Source organism: Streptococcus sp. 343_SSPC (genome assembly GCF_001072385.1).
Taxonomy (GTDB): domain Bacteria; phylum Bacillota; class Bacilli; order Lactobacillales; family Streptococcaceae; genus Streptococcus.
On record NZ_JVKU01000014.1, the window covers coordinates 1 to 20,881 of the forward strand.

Genomic DNA, 20,881 nt, shown 5'->3' on the forward strand with positions numbered 1-20,881 from the left:
CGCTGTGGACAACGGTGTGATTACTGCAACTCTTAAAGCTGGCTTCACTAAGTCACTTGGCGATGCAGAAAACACTCAAATCATTGACACAACTAAATTTGCATTTGGACGTTACTACAAGTTCGACATCCCAACAACAGTGAAAGCTGATGTACCTGGTGGTGTAGATATTGAAAACACTGCAGCGCAAGTAGTCAACTACTACAACCCAACTACTAAGAAAGTTGAAAAACCAAGCAAACCAACTGAAAAACGTGTCAACAACGTTCCAGTTGAAGTGGAATTCAACTTCACTAAACGCTTGGAAGGCCGTGAGCTTAAAGCCAAAGAATTCAGCTTCGTTCTTAAAGATTCAACAGGTAAAGTTGTTGAAACAGTAAGCAACGATGCGGCTGGTAACGTTAAGTTCAAAGCTCTTGAATTCAAGAAGGGTGACGAAGGCGTTCACAACTACACAGTAGAAGAAGTGAAGGGTACTGACGCAACCGTTACATACGACACAATGAAGGCTGCAGTAACAGTCACAGTTAAACAAGATGGAACAACTAAAGTTCTTGTGGCTACTGTTGGCGAAATCGCTGATAAAGAGTTCAACAACCGTGTAACTCCTCCAGAAGAACCTAAGTTCCAACCAGAGAAATACGTTGTTTCTGAAGAGAAATTCGATATCACAGGCGACAAGCTCGTTGATGATGACAAAGAATTGGCAGACAAGGTCGCAGACACCAATGCGAACCCATATGCGGACGATGCATCTAACAACGAAAAACAAAACTTGAACACCAAGACTGTTAAACGTGGCGATAAGTTGGTTTACCAAGTATGGTTGGATACAACTAAATTCTCTGAAACTAACAAAGAAAACATCCAATCAGTAGGAATCTCAGATGACTACGATGAAGCGAAGTTGGATCTTGATTCTACTAAGATCAAAGCCTACGATTCAGTAACAGGTGCAGAAGTAACAGATAAATTCGATATTACAGTTAATAACGGAGTGATCACTGCAACTCTTAAAGCTGGCTTCACTAAGTCACTTGGTGATGCAGAAAACACTCAAGTTATCGACACAACTAAATTCGAATTTGGACGTTACTACAAGTTCGACATTCCAACAACAGTGAAAGCTGATGTGGCGGCTGGTGTAGATATCGAAAATACTGCGGCTCAAGTTGTAAACTACTACAACCCAACTACTAAGAAGGTTGAAACTCCAAACAAACCTACTCAAAAACGTGTCAACAGCGTACCAGTACCAGTAGAGTTCAACTTCACTAAACGCTTGGAAGGTCGTGAGTTGAAAGCTAACGAATTCAGCTTCGTGCTTAAAGATTCAACAGGTAAAGTTGTTGAAACTGTAAGCAATGATGCGGCAGGAAACGTTAAGTTCTCAGCTATCGAATTCAAGAAAGAACAAGCAGGCGTTCACAACTACACTGTAGAAGAAGTAGCTGGAACAGACGCAACCGTTACATACGACACCATGAAAGCGAATGTAACAGTAACTGTTTCTCACGATGGAACAGCTAAAGTTCTTGTAGCTACTGTTGGCGAAATCGCTGATAAAGAGTTCAACAACCGTGTAACTCCTCCAGAAGAACCTAAGTTCCAACCAGAGAAATACGTTGTTTCTGAAGAGAAATTCGATATCACAGGTGACAAACTCGTTGATGATGATAAAGAATTGGCAGACAAGGTCGCAGATACCAATGCGAACCCATATGCGGACGATGCATCTAACAACGAAAAAGAAAACTTGAACACTAAGACTGTGAAACGTGGCGACAAGTTGGTTTACCAAGTATGGTTGGATACAACTAAATTTGACGCAAACAACAAGGACAACATCCAATCAGTAGGAATCTCTGATAACTACGATGAAACTAAGTTGGATCTTGATTCTACTAAGATCAAAGCCTACGATTCAGTAACAGGTGCAGAAGTAACCGATAAATTCGATATCGCTGTGGACAACGGTGTGATTACTGCAACTCTTAAAGCTGGCTTCACTAAGTCACTTGGCGACGCAGAAAACACTCAAATCATCGATACAACTAAATTCGCCTTCGGACGTTACTACAAGTTCGACATCCCAACAACAGTTAAAACTGATAAAGATGATGTACCTGGCGGAGTAGATATCGAAAATACTGCGGCTCAAGTAGTTAACTACTACAACCCAATGACTAAGAAAGTTGAAAAACCAAGCAAACCAACTGAAAAACGTGTAAACAACGTACCAGTTGAAGTGGAATTCAACTTCACTAAACGTTTGGAAGGTCGTGAGTTGAAAGCTAACGAATTCAGCTTCGTTCTTAAAGATTCAGAAGGTAAGACTCTTGAAACTGTAAGCAATGATGCGGCTGGTAACGTTAAGTTCAAAGCTCTTGAATTCAAGAAGGGTCAAGAAGGCGTACACAACTACACAGTAGAAGAAGTTAAAGGAAGCGACGCAACCGTTACATACGATACAATGAAAGCGAATGTAACAGTCACAGTTAAACACGATGGAACAGCTAAAATTCTTATCGCGAAAGTTGGCGACATTGCGGATAAAGAATTTAACAACCGTGTCACTCCTCCAGAAACTCCAGAATTCAACCCAGAGAAATATATCCTGAATGAATCTAAATTCGATATTACAGGTAATAAACTTGTTGACGATGATAAAGAGTTGGCAGACAAGGTAGCGGATACTAATAAAGATCCATATGCCGATAAGGATGATAACAACGAAGCTCAAAATATCAATACGAAGACACTTAAGAAGGGTGATAAAGTATACTACCAAGTATGGTTGGATACAACTAAGTTCACTGAAGCTCACAATATTCAATCTGTAGGTGTAACAGATAAATATGACAGCGAAAACTTAGACGTCAACGTAGCAGAAATTAAAGCATACGACTCTGTAACAGGAGAAGATGTGACAGCTAAATTTGATATCAAGGTTGAAAATGGTGTGATCACTGCAACTTCTAAGACAGACTTGACTAAGTCACTTGGAGACGCAGAAAACACTCCAGTAATCGACACTGCTAAATTTGCATTCGGACGTTACTACAAGTTTGAAATCCCTGCAACTATCAAAGCAACAGCTAAAGATGGTGTAGATATCGAAAACACTGCTTCACAAACTGTTCACCAATACGATCCAACTAAGAAATCTGTTGAAAAACCAGAAAAACCAACAGAAAAACGTGTCGTTAACATCCCAACTAAAGTTGAATTTAACTTCACTAAGAAACTTGAAGGACGTGAGCTAAAAGAAGGTGAATTTAGCTTCGTACTTAAAGATAAAGATGGAAAAGTTATTGAAACAGTTAAGAACGATGCAACAGGAAACATCAAGTTCTCTGCATTAGAGTTCAAACGTGGAGAAGAAGGAACTTACACTTACACTGTGGAAGAGGTTAAAGGTACTGAAACAGGAGTTGAATACGATAAGATGGTAGCTACAGTAACAGTAACAGTTACTAAAGAAGGCAAAGTCTTAACAGCAACTTCTCAATTACCGGTAGATACTGAGTTCAACAACAAGGTAATTCCACCGAAACCACCAGTAACACCACCAACACCACCGGTGACACCACCAACACCACCGGTGACACCACCAACACCACCGGTAACACCACCAACACCACCGGTGACACCACCAACACCACCGGTAACACCGCCAACACCACCGGTGACACCACCAACACCACCGGTAACACCGCCAGCACCAGAACTTCCTTCTACTGGTGAAGAACAATCAGCTTCTGCTGCATTGTTAGGCGCTGCTCTTGGTTTGGTCGGACTGGCTGGCCTTGCAAGACGCAAGAAAAACGAAGACTAAACAAGTGGTAGACACTAACGATTCACACTAGGATCGGAAATGGTTTAGTTTTACACAAGAAGGCCTCGCTCTAAGGAGTGGGGCCTTTTTGTTATTTCTTGAAAGCATTGAAATCACGTCTCGCAATATGATACAATAGAGGATATTTACAATAGTTAGGACAAAGGTATGCTTATTTCGATTATTTCACAAGGTTTGATCTGGGCTATTTTGGGGCTAGGGATCTTTATGACCTTCCGTATCTTGGATTTCCCAGATATGACCACAGAGGGCTCCTTTCCATTAGGAGGAGCCGTTGCGGTAACGCTGATTACCAAAGGGGTTCATCCTTTACTGGCTACCATAGCGGCTGTAGGCGCGGGGTGTTTGGCTGGATTAGCAACAGGTCTTCTTTATACCAAAGGGAAGATTCCGACGTTGTTATCGGGGATTTTGGTGATGACTTCCTGTAACTCAGTCATTCTCTTTGTGATGCAACGTGCCAACCTAGGCTTGCTTGGCTACTCAAAAATCCAAGATATGATTCCCATCGCGAGTGGCGTAAACGAGATTATCATCGGAATCATCTTTGTGACCCTGGTGATTGCTGCTATGCTCTTCTTTTTAGATACTAAATTGGGGCAGGCCTATATTGCGACAGGGGACAATCCTGAGATGGCTAAAAGCTTTGGGATCCATACCAGCCGGATGGAGTTGATGGGGCTAGTAGTTTCTAATGGGATTATTGCCTTGTCAGGTGCCTTGATGGCCCAGCAAGAAGGCTATGCAGATGCTTCTCGAGGGATCGGGGTCATCGTCGTTGGTTTGGCTAGCTTGATTATTGGAGAGGTTCTTTTTTCAAAACTAACCTTAGCAGAACGTTTGCTCAGTATCGTTATTGGATCGATCATTTATCAATTCTTGATTTGGGCTGTGATTGCCATCGGTGTCAATACTAGCTACATCCGTATCTTTAGTGCTATCATCTTGGCGATCTGTCTCATGATTCCAACCTTTAAAGAGAAACTGCTGAAAGGAGTCAAACTCAGCAAATGACCGCAATTGTAGAATTAAAAAATGCCACCATCGTGGTGAACAATGGCTTGAATGAAGAAAAAGTCATATTGGACAATGTCTCTTTGGAGATTCATGAGCATGACTTTATCACCATTCTTGGGGGCAATGGTGCTGGGAAGTCAACCCTTTTCAATACCTTGGCTGGGACCCTTCCGCTAACCAGTGGTCAAGTCTTGATCAAGGGGGAGGACGTGACGCACTATGGTCCGGAAAAACGGGCCAAATACCTATCCCGGGTCTTCCAGGATCCAAAGATGGGGACAGCCCCTCGTATGACAGTGGCTGAGAATCTCCTGATTGCAAAATTCCGAGGAGAAAAGCGGGGCTTGGTTCCTCGTCGTCTTGCCCAGTACAAAGACGAGTTTAAAGAGGTTTTAAGCCAGATTGGCAATGGTTTAGAGAAGCATGTCGATACAGCGGTAGAATTCTTATCTGGTGGACAACGTCAAGCTCTGAGCTTGTTGATGGCAACCTTGAAACGGCCTGAACTCTTGCTCTTGGATGAGCATACAGCTGCTCTCGATCCCAAGACGAGTCAGGCCTTGATGGAGCTGACGGATCGATTTGTCAAATCGGATCGACTGACTGCCTTGATGATTACCCACCATATGGAAGATGCGCTCAAGTACGGGAATCGCTTGATTGTCATGAAGGATGGAAAAATTATCCAGGACTTGAACCAAGAGGAAAAGGCCAAGATGGATCTGTCTGATTACTACCGTTTCTTTGAGTAAATTTAGAAACTAGTTTCAGCGTGTAATCGCTTGCAATACTGATATTAAAGGAGTATACTATAGATGAAGATAAGGGAGAAGGGGTTGATACCAATGCCTTATAGATTCATACATTAGGTTACTTCGTTTTAGGTTTGCCTTCGCTGACACTTGATTGTGCTTTTTATAAAAAAGCCAGAACGTCGGAAATGTTAAATCGGTTGAGCCGTCAAGTAAGTCTGCTTAACTTACTAAATGACATTGAAATACGTGGAAATAGTAGTGGAAGCTTTAGATGGTTTTCGAACTTCGGTATGCTCAACTGAGTGCTTTGTAACAAAACTGAAAGAGAACTTGCAAAGAAAACCACTGGTATGTGAATCGTACCATGAAAAGAAATGAAAATCATAACTGTTGTTTTCGTTAGCCTAAATGGTTAATCGCCTCTTGTCAGTGAAGCAGACCAGACCTCTAGTCCCGTAAGACTGGAGGTCTTTTTGTCTGTCGTGGTGGAAAGTCGAGGTGAGGTCAGTGGGATTGCCATACGCACATGAATATAGCTGTCGTGATCACTTTAAAGAAAGAGCAATGGAACGATTTGGGGTCGATGAAGAGCAGTTGAGACGTTGGGTCAATCAACACGTGCCCTCGCTTCATCATTTTGACAGCAGTTTTGATCAACGACCTGATACGGAAGCTTACGTGGCAGAGGACGGTATCGTCTTTGTGTGTGATCTGAAGAATCGGGAATTTATTACTTGCTTCCAAGCGGTCAATTTGACGGTGGATGAAGAACAGAAGGAAGTCTGTCAAGACATTCATCGTGAGAATGTGCTCGCTTATAAGCATAGTCAAAGCAAGCTCTTGAATCGCTACCGGTTGAAAGAAGCCAAAGAATTGCTGGCCAATATTGATGAGCATGTTGATCGGTTTTATAGCTTGTCTCAAACCCTTAAGAAGGGGGCTCTCAGCGATCGGAATTACCACCACCTAGAAGAACTGTTAAATGAATTTCATGTCATCAAGGCGGCGATACGGGTGATTGAGAATAAGAAAAATGACTATCATACGGACTAGGGTCTCTTTTTGACAAAGTTGACAATCTAGGCTATCGTCTTTGGTCTTAATAAAGGGTCCTCCATCAGATGGTGGAGGGCTTTTGTTTGGTCTGACTTTTGAAAAAATCGTGAAAAAATAGTATAATGTTCTAGATATGCAAGAAAATTGCAAAACTGTAATTCGACTTGGTGAGCCAAGGACCGTAAGTATGAACCATCACATAAAGGAGAAAACATGAGTAACATTAAGTTGATTACTTTAGGTGGAGTCCGTGAAAACGGGAAAAACCTCTACATAGCTGAAGTAAATGACTCTATTTTTGTTTTGGATGCTGGTCTCAAGTATCCAGAAAATGAGCAACTAGGGGTCGATGTTGTTATTCCCAACATGGACTACCTCTTTGAGAATAGCGATCGTATCGCAGGGGTCTTTTTAACGCACGGGCATGCGGATGCCATCGGAGCACTTCCTTATCTTTTAGCGGAGGCTAAAGTTCCAGTATTTGGGTCGGAGTTGACCGTCGAGTTGGCCAAGCTCTTTGTCAAGAGTAACGACAGTGTCAAGAAGTTTAATGACTTTCATGTGATCGATGCCAATTCAGAAATCGATTTTGGAGGAACCGTTGTTTCCTTCTTCCAGACAACCCACTCTATTCCAGAAAGTTTAGGAATTGTCATCAAGACTCCTGAGGGGAACATCGTCTATACAGGAGACTTCAAGTTTGACCAGACAGCGAGTGAGTTTTATGCGACAGACTTTGCTCGTTTGGCAGAGATTGGACGCGAAGGCGTGCTAGCTCTCTTGAGTGACTCTGCTAATGCTGACAGCACTGTTCAAGTGGCTAGCGAGCAAGAAGTTGGAGATGAAATCCTGGATACCATTGGGGACTGGGATGGCCGGGTCATTGTTGCTGCTGTTGCTAGTAACCTATCACGGATCCAGCAGGTCTTTGATGCAGCTGCAGAGACAGGGCGTCGGGTTGTTTTGACTGGATTTGACGTAGAAAATATCGTCCGGACAGGGATTCGTTTAAATAAGCTTTCTTTGGCCAACGAAAAATTATTGATCAAGCCAAAAGAAATGTCTCGTTTTGAGGACCATGAATTGATTATTCTTGAAACTGGACGTATGGGTGAGCCGATCAACGGACTTCGTAAGATGTCCATTGGCCGTCACCGCTATGTCGAAATCAAGGATGGTGACTTGGTCTATATCGTAACAACTCCATCTATCGCCAAAGAAGCGGTTATGGCGCGTGTAGAAAACATGGTCTACCAAGCAGGAGGAGTCGTCAAACAGATTACTCAAAGCTTGCGTGTATCAGGACATGGAAATGCGCGTGATCTGCAGTTGATGATCAACTTACTGCGTCCGAACTATCTGTTCCCAATCCAAGGGGAATACCGTGAATTGGATGCCCATGCAAGGCTTGCTATGGAAGTGGGGATTTTGCCTGAAAATATCTTCATTCCGAAAAAAGGCTCCATCATGGAATATGACAATGGGGACTTCGTCCCATCTGGTAGCGTCTCTGCAGGAGATGTTCTCATCGATGGGAATGCCATTGGAGATGTTGGGAATGTCGTTCTCCGTGACCGGAAAGTCCTTTCAGAAGATGGTATCTTTATTGTGGCTATTACGGTTAACCGTCGTGAGAAACGCATCATCTCAAAGGCAAAAGTTCACACCCGTGGCTTTGTCTACGTGAAGAAGAGTCGCGATATCTTGCGCGAAAGTGCAGAAATTGTCAACCAAAGTGTGGAAGAATACTTGGCTCAGGACAGCTTCGATTGGGGTGAGCTCAAGAGTGCTGTTCGCGATAGTTTGGCTAAGTACCTCTTTGACCAGACCAAACGTCGACCAGCTATCTTGCCAGTTGTCATGGAAGTACGCTAAGATTAACATAAGAGGAAAAGTCGATCGTCGGCTTTTTCTTGTCAAAGAAGAAAGAAATGGTGAGGAAAGATAGATGGCAGTAATGCAGATTGAATATTATTCAGAAGCGCTCGCAATGGAGTGGGGGATCAACGTCCTCTATCCAGATGCGTCTCGGGTGAAAAATCCGGATGATCAAGATATCCCGGTCCTCTATCTCCTTCATGGGATGAATGGCAATCAGTACTCCTGGTTGAAACGGACCAATGTAGAACGGATCCTACGTTCGACCAATTTGATTGTCGTTTTGCCTAATACCAATAATGGTTGGTATACAGATACACAGTATGGTTATCCCTATTACACAGCCATCGCAGAGGAATTGCCTAAGACCTTGGCACGCTTCTTCCCCAATATGACTAAGAAGCGGGAGAAGACCTTTATTGCTGGTCTATCGATGGGGGGCTATGGCTCTTTCAAACTGGCTCTTCAAACCAATCGCTTCTCGCATGCCGCTAGCTTTTCTGGTGCTCTTAGCTTTGAGGGGCGTCAACTGGCAGACACTGACCTTGGAAGTGCAGCTTATTGGCAAGGGGTCTTTGGAAAGCTAGAAGATTGGACGACAAGTCCTTACTCCTTGGAAAGCATTGCGGAGAAGTACTCAGATAAGAAGACGGTCTTATGGGCTTGGTGTGGAGAGCAAGATGCTCTGTATGAGGCCAACAATATAGCTGTGGATCATCTGAAGGACCTCGGCTTTGATATCACTTACAGCCATGGACCAGGAAAACATGAATGGTTTTATTGGGAGCGGGAGTTGGAACATTTCTTAGCAACCCTGCCGATCGATTTTGAACTAGAAGAACGACTCGATTAGGAAGCTACTCCTTGGGAGATATGCTATAATAGAGTGAAAAGTACCTGGGCCAGTTAGATGAGAAGCCCAGAATCAATGAACAATTAGGAGAAACATACGTGACTAAAGATATTCGTGTGCGTTATGCACCAAGTCCAACCGGACTACTACACATCGGAAATGCTCGTACAGCATTGTTTAACTACTTGTATGCGCGCCACCATGGTGGGACCTTTATCATCCGTATCGAAGATACGGACCGTAAGCGCCACGTCGAAGACGGCGAACGTTCTCAGCTGGAAAACCTTCGTTGGTTGGGCATGGACTGGGATGAAAGTCCAGAGACGCATGAAAACTACCGCCAATCAGAGCGTTTGGAACTCTATCAAAAATATATCGACCAACTCTTGGCCGAAGGGAAAGCCTACAAGTCTTACGTTACAGAAGAAGAGTTGGCAGCAGAGCGTGAACGCCAAGAAGCAGCGGGTGAAACACCTCGCTACATCAACGAATACCTCGGCATGAGCGAAGAAGAAAAAGCGGCTTACATCGCAGAACGCGAAGCGGCAGGTGTGATTCCAACGGTTCGTTTGGCAGTCAATGAGTCAGGTATCTACAAATGGCATGATATGGTCAAAGGCGATATCGAGTTTGAAGGTGGCAATATCGGTGGGGACTGGGTTATCCAAAAGAAAGATGGCTACCCAACTTACAACTTTGCCGTTGTGATCGATGACCATGATATGCAAATTTCTCACGTTATCCGTGGAGACGACCACATTGCCAACACTCCAAAACAACTTATGGTTTATGAGGCTCTTGGATGGGAAGCTCCAGAGTTCGGTCACATGACCTTGATCATCAACTCTGAAACTGGTAAGAAGTTGTCTAAACGCGATACCAACACCCTTCAATTTATCGAAGATTACCGTAAGAAAGGTTACCTTCCAGAAGCAGTCTTTAACTTTATCGCCCTTCTTGGTTGGAATCCTGGTGGGGAAGACGAAATCTTCTCTCGTGGAGAACTCATCAAGCTTTTTGATGAAAACCGCCTTAGCAAGTCTCCAGCAGCCTTCGACCAAAAGAAAATGGACTGGATGAGCAATGAGTATATCAAGAATGCGGATCTTGCGACCATCTTTGAAATGGCCAAACCATTCCTCGAAGCAGCAGGACGCTTGACAGATAAGGCTGAAAAATTGGTGGAACTCTACAAACCACAAATGAAGTCAGTGGATGAAATCGTTCCATTGACAGACCTCTTCTTCTCTGACTTCCCAGAATTGACAGAAGCTGAGCGAGAAATCATGGCTGGTGAAACGGTTCCGACTGTACTTGAAGCCTTCAAAGCGAAACTCGAAGCTATGTCAGACGATGAGTTTGTGGTAGAAAATATCTTCCCACAAATCAAAGCGGTCCAAAAAGAAACTGGTATCAAAGGAAAAAATCTCTTCATGCCAATCCGTATCGCCGTTTCAGGAGAAATGCATGGTCCTGAATTGCCAGATACCATCTACTTGCTTGGACGTAAAAAATCCATCCAACATATTGAAAAAATGTTGGAAGAAATTGCAAAATAGGAATCAGCTTTTGAAAACATGCTGTTCATTTTTAAAAAGTCATCGATTCGATGGCTTTTTTGCTGAGATAGAGCATAGATTTAGCCAAAATGATTGAAAATAGGATTCAATCATGTATAATCAAGAGAGAATAATTTTTGAGGAGAGAGGGGCATCCTTACCTTGCTGAAGAAAACATGGAATAGAGTGACGAGATTTAAATTAATAAAATCGGGGAAACATTGGATTCGAGTAGCCTGTTCGAATGCTTCTTTTTTGCGAGCTAAAAAAGGAAAAGATGTTTCCAATCATTCTAGTATGGATGCTCCAAGCTCCATAGCCTTAAAAGGCTTGATTGCTGCTGGATCCATTATGGGTGCGACGTCAATTGCGCATCCAACGGATGCTGACGAGCTAGCAGGTCCAACTTTGCAGTCAGAAGTGGATTCGGAAGTGGGTGTAGTAGGTAAGGATAGCTTGGTGTTGAGCAGTGTGGAACAGTCGTCCACGACCAGTCTGTCTACGAGCGAGTGGTCTCCATCAGAGTTACAGAGTGATTCCCTTTCTACTACATTATCTACGACGAGTTCAGCAGTGCCCTCTACTTCAATGGTGGAAACTAGCGTCCTTTCAAATGGGGATCAGGAGTCTGTAGCCGTCTCAGATCCTGCTCGGGACAAACAGCTTCAACGTATAGCTCAAGACCTTTATTTGTATATAGAGCAAGCGAAAGAATTGAAGGATGGAGAGGGACTTGTGTTGGAAGCGGAAGAAGCTCTGGAGGCTATCCGCAACCAATTAGCCAATCCAGGTCAAGAAGGAGAGGCGACGCTTCTTCAGGCTAAGTCTGTTCGGAATCGCTTGGTCAATGCTGTGTTAAGAGAACAATCAGGGAAGAGAGATCCGCGTACAGGTAGTGCCTTAGAAGTGGACAGTGCTTTTCGTGCTCCTTTTGTCATGAGTGGTCCAGCAAATAATCATCAGATCACAGCTTATAATTCAGATCCGATTCGGTTGCAGTACATTGTGAGAGAGCAGAATGGTGGGGTCATTCTCACCTATATGGGTTATGCTCCCGACAGTGAACGGGTTGAGGGTGTTCTCGTTCCCAATGCAACCTTGAAATCACCTTTTGCTCCCATGTTGATCGAAGGGAAAGTCGGAGGCACAGAGGTTGTCGAACCCGGGAAGACGTATACGATAACCGTTCGTTTTACCAATGCTAGAAATCAGTTTCTCGATCGTTCTTTCCGCATTAAGGTCTTGCCTCAAAATGATGGCATTCGGAACCCAATTGCTCCAGTGACTTCTAATACTCAGGTGACTGATTTGACCAATCTGACTGAGTCTGAAAAAGCGCAGGTTTGGGAAAAGTTCAAAGCGGCAAATCCACGTTTGCTAGCGTCTAAAGACTTTAAGAGCTATTCAGTCTCTGCAACTGGAGAAATTACAGTTGTCTTCAAGGATTTGACGTCTAATACTGTGAAGGTACCTTTGACAGAGGATCCTCGCACGCAGTCGCTCTCAGTGAGTTATTCCCAGAGCGTATCTGAAGCGCAAAGTACTTCTCAAATGCGGTCACAATCGACCAAGTTATCAGAGTCTCTGTCTGAGAGCTATTCAGAATCGGAGAGTGCATCAACCTCACTCGCTGTTTCTCAAAGCATCTCGCTCTCTACAAGTCTCTCGGTATCAACAGCAGCATCTCAATCTTTGAGTGTTCTAGAATCAGAGAGCCTTTCGGAATCTGCTTCGGTTTCTGTTAGTGAGTCTAAATCAGTCAGTGAGGAGGTATCGGAGAGTCAGTCTGCATCAGTCAGCGAGTCGGAGTCATTAAGAATCTCTAAGTCGATCAGTCAGTCTACTTCAGAAAGTACCTCCGAGTCGGTTTCAGGATCGTTGAGTACTTCGGTTTCTGCAAGCGAGTCTGTTTCGAGGTCTCAATCCGAGTCGCTTAGTCAGTCAGTATCGGCAAGTGTTTCAGAGTCGGTTTCGGAATCGTTGAGTACCTCTGTATCCGCCAGTGATTCTCTTTCGACTTCTAAGTCAGAGTCGCTCAGTCAGTCTGCATCTGAGAGCTTGTCAGAGAGTGTCTCAGGATCGTTAAGCACAGCGGTTTCGGAATCGTTGAGTACCTCGGTTTCCGCGAGTGAATCCGTTTCGACCTCTGAATCCGATTCGCTTAGTCAGTCTATATCGGCAAGTGTTTCAGAGTCGGTTTCAGAATCGTTGAGTATCTCGGTTTCGATAAGTGAGTCGGTTTCGACCTCTGAGTCCGATTCGCTTAGTCAGTCTACATCGGCAAGTATCTCAGAGTCGGTTTCAGAATCTTTAAGTACCTCAGTTTCGATAAGTGAATCCATTTTGACTTCTGAGTCCGAGTCGTTAAGTCAGTCAGTATCGGTAAGTATCTCCGAGTCTGTTTCAGAATCGTTGAACACTTCGGTATCCGCCAGTGAATCTCTTTCGACTTCTAAGTCCGATTCGCTTAGTCAGTCTATATCGGCAAGTGACTCAGGATCGGTTTCAGAATCGTTGAGTGCTTCGGTTTCTGCAAGTGAATCTGTTTTGACTTCTCAATCCGAGTCGTTAAGTCAGTCTGCATCAGAGAGCCTGTCAGAGAGTGTCTCAGGATCGTTAAGCACTTCGGTATCAAAAAGTGATTCTGTTTCTACCTCTGAGTCCGAGTCGTTAAGTCAGTCTACATCAGCAAGTGTTTCGGAATCCGTTTCAGAATTCTTGAGTACCTCAGTTTCGATAAGTGATTCCGTTTCGACCTCTGAATCAGAGTCCGCTCGTCAGTCTGCATCAGAAAGTGTTTCTGAGTCAGTTTCAGAATCGTTGAGCGCTTCAGTATCCGCCAATGAGTCCATTTCGATCTCCGAGTCATTTAGTCAGTCTACCTCAGAAAGCATTTCAGAATCAGTCTTCGAATCGTTTAGTGCTTCGGTTTCTGCAAGTGAATCTGTTTTGACCTCGGAATCCGAGTCGATTAGCCAGTCAGCATCGGCAAGTGTTTCAGAGTCAGTTTCAGAATCGTTGAGCACCTCGGTTTCCACAAGTGCTTCCGTTTCGACCTCTGAATCCGATTCGCTTAGTCAGTCTATATCGGCAAGTGTTTCAGAGTCAGTTTCTGACTCCTTGAGTACCTTAGTTTCTGTAAGTGAGTCACTTTCGACTTCTAAGTCCGAGTTGCTCAGTCAGTCGACTTCGGAAAGTAGCTCAGAATCAGTCTTCGAATCATTAAGCACCTCTGAATACGCCAGTGAATCTCTTTCGATCTCTGAATCTAAGTCGCTCAATCAGTCGGTATCGGCAAGTGTCACCGAGTCTGTTTCAGAATCGTTGAGTACATCCGTTTCCACAAGTGATTTTCTTTCGACTTCAGAGTCGGTTGTCGAAAGTCAATCAGCATCTGAGAGCCTGTTAGATAGCGTCTCAGAGTCTTTGAGTACCTCAGTTTCCGCAAGTGAGTCCGTTTCTACCACTGAATCTGAGTCGTTCAGTCAGTCAGTATCGGTAAGTGTTTCAGAGTCAGTTTCAGAATCTTTGAGTACTACATTCTCAGCAAATGACTCAGCCTCGACTTCTGAGTTGGAATCAGAATCCGTCTCTTTGAGTATCTCGGATTCTACAAGAGAATCAGTCTCAGCTTCCCAATCGCTTTCAACTAGCCAGTTGACCTCAGAAACCGAGTCCGTCTCCGAATTAATGAGTGCCTCAATTTCCGCAAGTGAATCTATGTCAACTTCTCAATCCGAGTCGGTAAGGGATTCAGCTTCTATCTCGAGTTCTTTGAGTCAATCTGCTCCAACAAGCGAGTCTGTCTCGACACCGGAGTCTAGGTCTGAGAGTCAGTCTGATTCAGTCAGTCTAACCGAGTCGTCATCGGGATCCCTGAGCGGTTCAATCTCAACAAGTGAAACCCTCTCAGAGTCCTCATTTGACTCGCAAAGTCACTCAGAATCAATCAGTCATTCTCAGTCTCTTTCAAGGCTGGATTCAACAAGCGAAGTTCGATCTGAGAGTGTTTCAGGATTACTCATCCAGTCCTTATCCAACAAAGAAAGCTCATCGGAAGAAGTTCTTCCGGCAACTGGGGAGAAGAAAACTACAGCATCAACCTTATTTGTTCCTCTTGCATCTTTCGTTGGGCTAGCTCTATTGGGGCGCCGTAAAAAAGAAGAGGAAGAATAATCCTGTATCGCTATGTGAAAACAGCCACCTAGTATTTTGAGTGTCTACAAAAGAATCTCTTTTTGAGGTTCTTTTTTTCTGTTTTACCCTATTAGATTTCGCTGATTTTATCAAAAAATAATGAAAATGCTTTCGAGGAGGAAATTTTTTGAAAATTGAATTGTTATTTACCTCAAATTACTTGAATATGTATAGTAATGATGTATAATATTTAATGACTATAATGTTGAGGGGATATTCATGTTTTTTAAACGTTTGAATGGAAAAGTTAGGGAGATGGATCGAACGACTCGTTTCAAGTTAATCAAGTCTGGGAAGCACTGGGTTCGTTCAGAAAATTCTACCTTAGGTTTATTTAAAATTGTTCGTGGAGAAGTAGAAACAAGAGTTGTAACGAAGTCAGATAAGGAGCGGGATGGGATCCGTTCTACAAGTCAATTTGTACTGAAAGGCTTATTGGCGACGGGAGCAGCTGCTGGTGCTACCTCCATTATCAACACGGCTTTTGCGGATGAAGCAGGAACTGATGTGGTGACAACTTCTGAATTACAGAAAGAGACCTTAGCAGAGGCCAATAGCTTAGTGATTGGATCTGTTTCTGATGCCAGATCAATGTCAGAAGAAAGTTTCGAATCGACAAGTGCTTCAGTCTCTTTAAGCGAGCACGGTTCTGAGAGCCTTACTGTGGCTCTGAGCGAATCTGCTTCAGAAGCTACGACGACATCAGAGTCAAGCGTGGAAACGACCGAAAGGGTTCTAGGTGCAACGGATAAGGTTGGTCTAGAACAGAATCTGTCAGAAGCGACCTTGTTGACCCAAATGGCCGAAAACTATGCCTCAAACCTTACAAATGCGGATCAAAAAGCAGCTCTTTCAGCTGCTATCGCTAAGGTGCAAACCGACTTGTCAACCAGTACTCAGTTGCTTCATGAAAATGTTGCGACGCAAGCATATGTGGAGCAGCGTCAACGGTTAAATGAGTCTGTTGATGAAATGATGCTTGCTCTGAAAGCATCAGGTTTTGTGGGGAATAGCAGTGTAAACGGCAAACCTGCCATTGCAGCTCAGTTGGCACCGATTTATGAAACCGTAACGGACTCTGAAGAGTTATCAGAAATTACTCCTGATTTGGAAGACCGAAACGGAGCTAATATCGAAGATGCTGCTTTGAAATTTGCAGGAGTAGAAAAGGACCCGCATTTAGATAAATCTGTAACACATCTTGATCCTGAGAGTCTCAAATCTCTTTCTGAAAATCATGATGTGACGCGCTATACCTTTGCTATTTGGGATTTCGTTAATCGAGTGAAGCCGGATCCTCTGGATTATTATGCAACCTTGTCCGTCGATCGTAGCTCGATTGGTTCAACTACTCCTAAAGGTGTTGACGTATACTTCCGCTTGGTTAAAAAGTCTAGTGGTACGGAGGTTTATGCTCAAACAGTTAAAGCAAATAGTGTAGTTGAATTTGATTTACCAAAGGAATTAGTTGGTTCAGATACAAACCGCCAATACAGGGTCTTTTACTCAATTTATGATGATGGGAAACCTGGAGTTATACGGATGCAAAGTGTAAGTTACCAGACTCCTAAATTTATGATTCAACAGCTTTATGATGTGCTAGAACCTAAAAATGTAGGTCTTTATGCACCATCGACAGTAGCATCCATTGTTCCATCACGAAGTGCTGAACATGTCACCTATTATAAGCTCATTGACGACAAAGGACAATTCTCGCGAGGAGCTTATGTTCCAACTGGCAGGGAAACTGTTTTGGCCTCTTATGCCCAGGTTGGTATTGAAGGTCAGGAGTACACAGCTTCAGCTGCTCGACAATTGAATGGTTTTGTTCAAGTTCCACTAGTAGACTATCATCAGAATAAAATGTCTGGCGTCTTTGATCTTAGGAAGGTTGGAGAACAGAATGTAGATACTTATTGGGGAGGGGCAAGAGACCATTATATTAAACTTGTCCGTGAAGTGACGAGTCCAAATGGCGATTTCACCTTAAAATACTATGTCTTGGATCCTTCCAAACAGAGAAATTACCGGAAAGGTGATAACGGTACAGTATTTGACCTTGCAAATTATACCTTAGTCTACGAAAAGGCCTTTAGAAATGATCATTGGAATGAAACCTTTGAAAATCTTGAGACGCGAGAGGTAAAAAGCAAGAAAGAGGATTATTCTCTTACAGTCACTCCCGATTTTTCAGATGGAAAAAACTTTAAGTTAAAAATCTCAGGTTGGTTCTCCTTGACAGAGAAGGTGAGCTATACGGATGAAAAAACGGGTAAGGAATATTCTTTCCGTAAACCATATACTTCCGCCCCAGAAAAGCAAGCACAGCTTAGTGGTGGCCATATTGTGGGTGACGATGCATCCCTTCAAGGTGCTGACGGATTTTCTAAGTTTTATCATACGGTTTCGACCAGGGTTAGCTACTGGCCATTGAAGAGTGTGAATTACTATTACCGAAGAATGACTCCTTCTGAATTGAGTTCTCAATCATTCATTTATTCAGCTTCTCATTCGATGTCAACACAGGATAGTCTTTCATACTCAGAAAGCAACTCACAGGTAGTTGCTTCAGAGTCTCAATCTCTGTCTGTAGCTGTTTCTCTGTGGGATAGTCAATCAACGTCCTTATCTGAGTCGGTGTCAAGTAGTGACTCGGTATCAGATAGTTTTTCTATTTCACAGGAACTCGAATCTCAATCGTTATCTTCTTCTCAGTCTAATTTGCAGAATGATTCGGAGGTCTCAGCTTCAGTATCGGTAAGTAGCTCTCTATCTGCTTCAGAGAAGTTAGCTTCTGAGTCAGTGAGTAGCTCCTTGTCTGTATCGGAGTCGATTTCTTCCGCTTCGACAAGCGCATCGTTATCAGCATCAGAAGTATCTGTTTCGGCTTCAGCAAGCAACTCTTTATCTGCTTCAGAGAAGTCGTCTTCTGAATCCTTGAGCGGCTCCTTGTCTGTATCAGAGTCGATTGTTTCTACTTCAGCAAGTAGCTCGTTGTCTGCTTCAGAGGCGTCTGCTTCAGAATCAGCAAGCGCATCGCTATCAGCCTCAGAGGTATCCGTTTCGGCCTCAGCAAGCAGTTCATTGTCAGTCTCAGAGGTGTCTGCTTCAGCATCATTAAGTAGTTCTTTATCAGCTTCTGAGAAGTCAGCATCCGAATCCTTAAGTGGTTCCTTGTCAGTCTCAGAGTTGATTTCTTCCGCTTCGACAAGCGTATCGTTATCAGTATCAGAGAAATCAGCATCCGAATCCTTAAGTGGTTCCTTGTCTGTATCAGAGTCGGTTGTTTCTACTTCAGCAAGTAGCTCGTTGTCAGCTTCAGAGAAATCCGTGTCTGAATCCTTAAGTGGTTCCCTGTCTGTATCAGAGTCGATTTCTTCCGCTTCGACAAGTGCATCGTTATCAGCCTCAGAGGTATCCGTTTCGGCTTCAGCAAGCAGTTCTTTATCTGCTTCAGAGAAGTCAGCATCCAAATCATTAAGTGGTTCCTTGTCTGTATCAGAGTCAATTGCATCAACGTCAGCAAGTACTTCAGAATCTGTAGCTCGTATGAAATCTTCTGAACTTCAATCCGCTTCAGTATCTGAGTTGATTTCGGAATCAACTAGCGTGTCAACTTCATCATCGATAAGTGCTTCAGAAGCAAGTACGTCGATTTCGGCAAGTGTATCAGAATCAGTCTTAACTTCTGAATCAGTTTCAAGTAGCGCATCAGAATCTGTCTTGAGTTCCGAGTCCGTTTCAGTAAGTAGATCTGAATCAATCTCAAGTAAACAAGCATCTAAGTTAGCGTCTTCTTCGGTCTCTGAGTCAGTTTCAATGAGTGCTTCAAAAACTAGTGCGTCAGTTTCAGCAAGCGCGTCAGAATCAGTCTTGAATTCAACATCCGTTTCAACAAGTGCATCTGAGTCAATCTCAAGCAAGCTAGCATCTGAGTTGGCATCGGCTTCAACCTCAGCCTCAGCCTCTGAGTCAGTTTCAACTAGCACTTCAGAATCTGTAGCTCGTATGGAATCTTCTGAACTTCAATCTGTCTCAGTGTCTGAGTTGACTTCGAAATCAACAAGCGTTTCAGCTTCGGCTTTGACAAGTGTGTCAGAAGCAAGAGCATCGGTTTCAGCCAGCGTATCAGAATCAGTCTTGAATTCAGCGTCTGTTTCAAACAGTGTCTCTGATTCGACCTCACGCACGCAAGTTTCTGAGTTGGCGTCTGCTTCAACATCAGAGTCAGTCTCAACTAGCACATCAGAATCTGAAGCTCAAATGGAATCTTCTGAGCTTCAGTCTACATCTGTATCTGAGTTGAGTTCGGAATCCGTTTCGGCTTCGGCAAGCGCATCAGAATCTGCTTCAAACAAACAAGCCTCTGAATTGGCTTCGGCCTCTGAGTCAGTTTCAGCCAGCGCATCCGAATCAGTCTTGAATTCCGAGTCTGTTTCAATCCGTGCATCTGAATCTGCTTCTCGCAAGCAAGCCTCTGAGTTAGAGTCAACATCAACATCTGATTCAGTGTCAACTAGTGAGTCTGTATCAGTAAGTAGTTCAGAGTCTGTTTTGAATTCTGAATCTGTTTCAGCAAGCACATCAGAATCTGAAGCTCAAATGGAATCTTCTGAGCTTCAATCTGCCTCAGTGTCTGAGTTGACTTCGAAATCAACAAGCGTGTCAACTTCAGCATCTACAAGTGTGTCAGAATCAAGTGCATTGGTTTCAGCCAGCGTATCCGAATCGGAATTGAATTCAGCGTCTGTTTCAGAAAGTGCATCAGAATCTACTTCAAACAAACAATCTTCTGAACTTCAATCTGCCTCAGTGTCTGAGTTGACTTCAGCATCCGTTTCCGCGTCAGCAAGAGCTTCAGAATCAGTCTTGAATTCCGAGTCTGTTTCAATCAGTGTATCTGAATCTGCTTCTCGCAAGCAAGCCTCTGAGTTAGAGTCAACATCAACATCTGATTCAGTGTCAACTAGTGAGTCGGTATCAGTAAGTAGTTCAGAGTCTGTTTTGAATTCTGTATCTGTTTCAATCAGTGTATCTGAGTCTGATTCAAGCAAGCAAGCCTCTGAGTTAGAGTCAACATCAACATCTGATTCAGTGTTAACTAGTGAGTCGGTATCAGTAAGTAGTTCAAAATCAGTCTTGAATTCTGCATCTGTTTCAGCAAGCCCATCCGAATCTGCTTCAAACAAACAAACCTCTGAATTGGCTTCAGCATCGCATCAAACGAGTGCTTCTGATCAGTCTTCGACTTCTACAGATAGATCGACTTCGTCTACTCATTCTATGTCACAGGCATCAAATTGGTCATCCGCTTCTGCCGTGGCTTCAAATGCAGTAAACGAATCTACAGTGGTGTACGGGTCTGCTTCGGCGAGTCTTCAGGAGCCAGCGAGCACACTTGTTTCATTAAAAGCAAGCCAGCTCTCCTCAGAATCGACTTCTCTTTCAACGAGTCGTTCTACCTCTAGCTCGGCAAGCCAATCCCATTCACAAAGTCAAGTGACTCCTCAGATGAGCTCCTCTGGCGAGAAATCGGCTGCTTCTGTCTCTGAAGCAAAATCGACGTCGGACTCTCTAGGAGTGACGTCACGTGAGCTGTTTATCACGCTTGTAGTAGCTTTCTTTGCAGGCTTGGCCTCATTTTTCCATCGTAAAAAGTAAATACAATCATCTTTCTTAAATTGAAAATTTGCTTCTTTCGATTCTT

General features: G+C 43.6%; 9 protein-coding genes. All 9 read left to right on the forward strand.

Annotated elements, in window-relative coordinates; all coding sequences use genetic code 11:
• A partial coding sequence (locus tag ADH27_RS03245; protein WP_048715656.1) for an SspB-related isopeptide-forming adhesin occupies positions 1–3,838 on the forward strand: 3,838 nt, incomplete at its 5' end.
• A gap of 168 nt (positions 3,839–4,006) precedes the next feature.
• Positions 4,007–4,873 carry an ABC transporter permease gene (locus ADH27_RS03250; protein WP_048715658.1) on the forward strand — a complete coding sequence of 289 codons (867 nt, stop codon included), beginning with the start codon at positions 4,007–4,009 and terminating at the stop codon, positions 4,871–4,873.
• Positions 4,870–5,628: an ABC transporter ATP-binding protein gene (locus ADH27_RS03255; protein WP_048715660.1), complete on the forward strand. Its 759-nt coding sequence runs from the start codon at positions 4,870–4,872 to the stop codon at positions 5,626–5,628. The genes ADH27_RS03250 and ADH27_RS03255 overlap by 4 nt, the downstream gene beginning before the upstream one ends.
• Positions 5,629–6,195: 567 nt before the next feature.
• Entirely contained in the window at positions 6,196–6,684 is a 489-nt protein-coding gene (locus ADH27_RS03260) for a hypothetical protein (RefSeq protein WP_048715662.1), read from the forward strand.
• A gap of 216 nt (positions 6,685–6,900) precedes the next feature.
• The gene (locus ADH27_RS03265; protein ID WP_048715664.1) at positions 6,901–8,562 is read left to right on the forward strand and encodes a ribonuclease J; all 1,662 of its coding nucleotides are present in this window, start codon (positions 6,901–6,903) and stop codon (positions 8,560–8,562) included.
• 73 nt (positions 8,563–8,635) lie between these two features.
• Positions 8,636–9,418, forward strand: a complete 783-nt coding sequence (locus ADH27_RS03270; protein WP_048715666.1) for an alpha/beta hydrolase — start codon at positions 8,636–8,638, stop codon at positions 9,416–9,418.
• A gap of 98 nt (positions 9,419–9,516) precedes the next feature.
• Positions 9,517–10,977 (forward strand): glutamate--tRNA ligase, encoded by a 1,461-nt coding sequence (gene gltX / locus ADH27_RS03275; RefSeq protein ID WP_048715668.1) that lies wholly within the window; start codon positions 9,517–9,519, stop codon positions 10,975–10,977.
• Between the two features lie 186 nt (positions 10,978–11,163).
• Positions 11,164–15,153 (forward strand): KxYKxGKxW signal peptide domain-containing protein, encoded by a 3,990-nt coding sequence (locus ADH27_RS03280; RefSeq protein WP_239681765.1) that lies wholly within the window; start codon positions 11,164–11,166, stop codon positions 15,151–15,153.
• A gap of 240 nt (positions 15,154–15,393) precedes the next feature.
• Positions 15,394–20,835 carry an accessory Sec-dependent serine-rich glycoprotein adhesin gene (locus tag ADH27_RS09720; protein ID WP_053091435.1) on the forward strand — a complete coding sequence of 1,814 codons (5,442 nt, stop codon included), beginning with the start codon at positions 15,394–15,396 and terminating at the stop codon, positions 20,833–20,835.
• Positions 20,836–20,881: the final 46 nt, after the last annotated feature.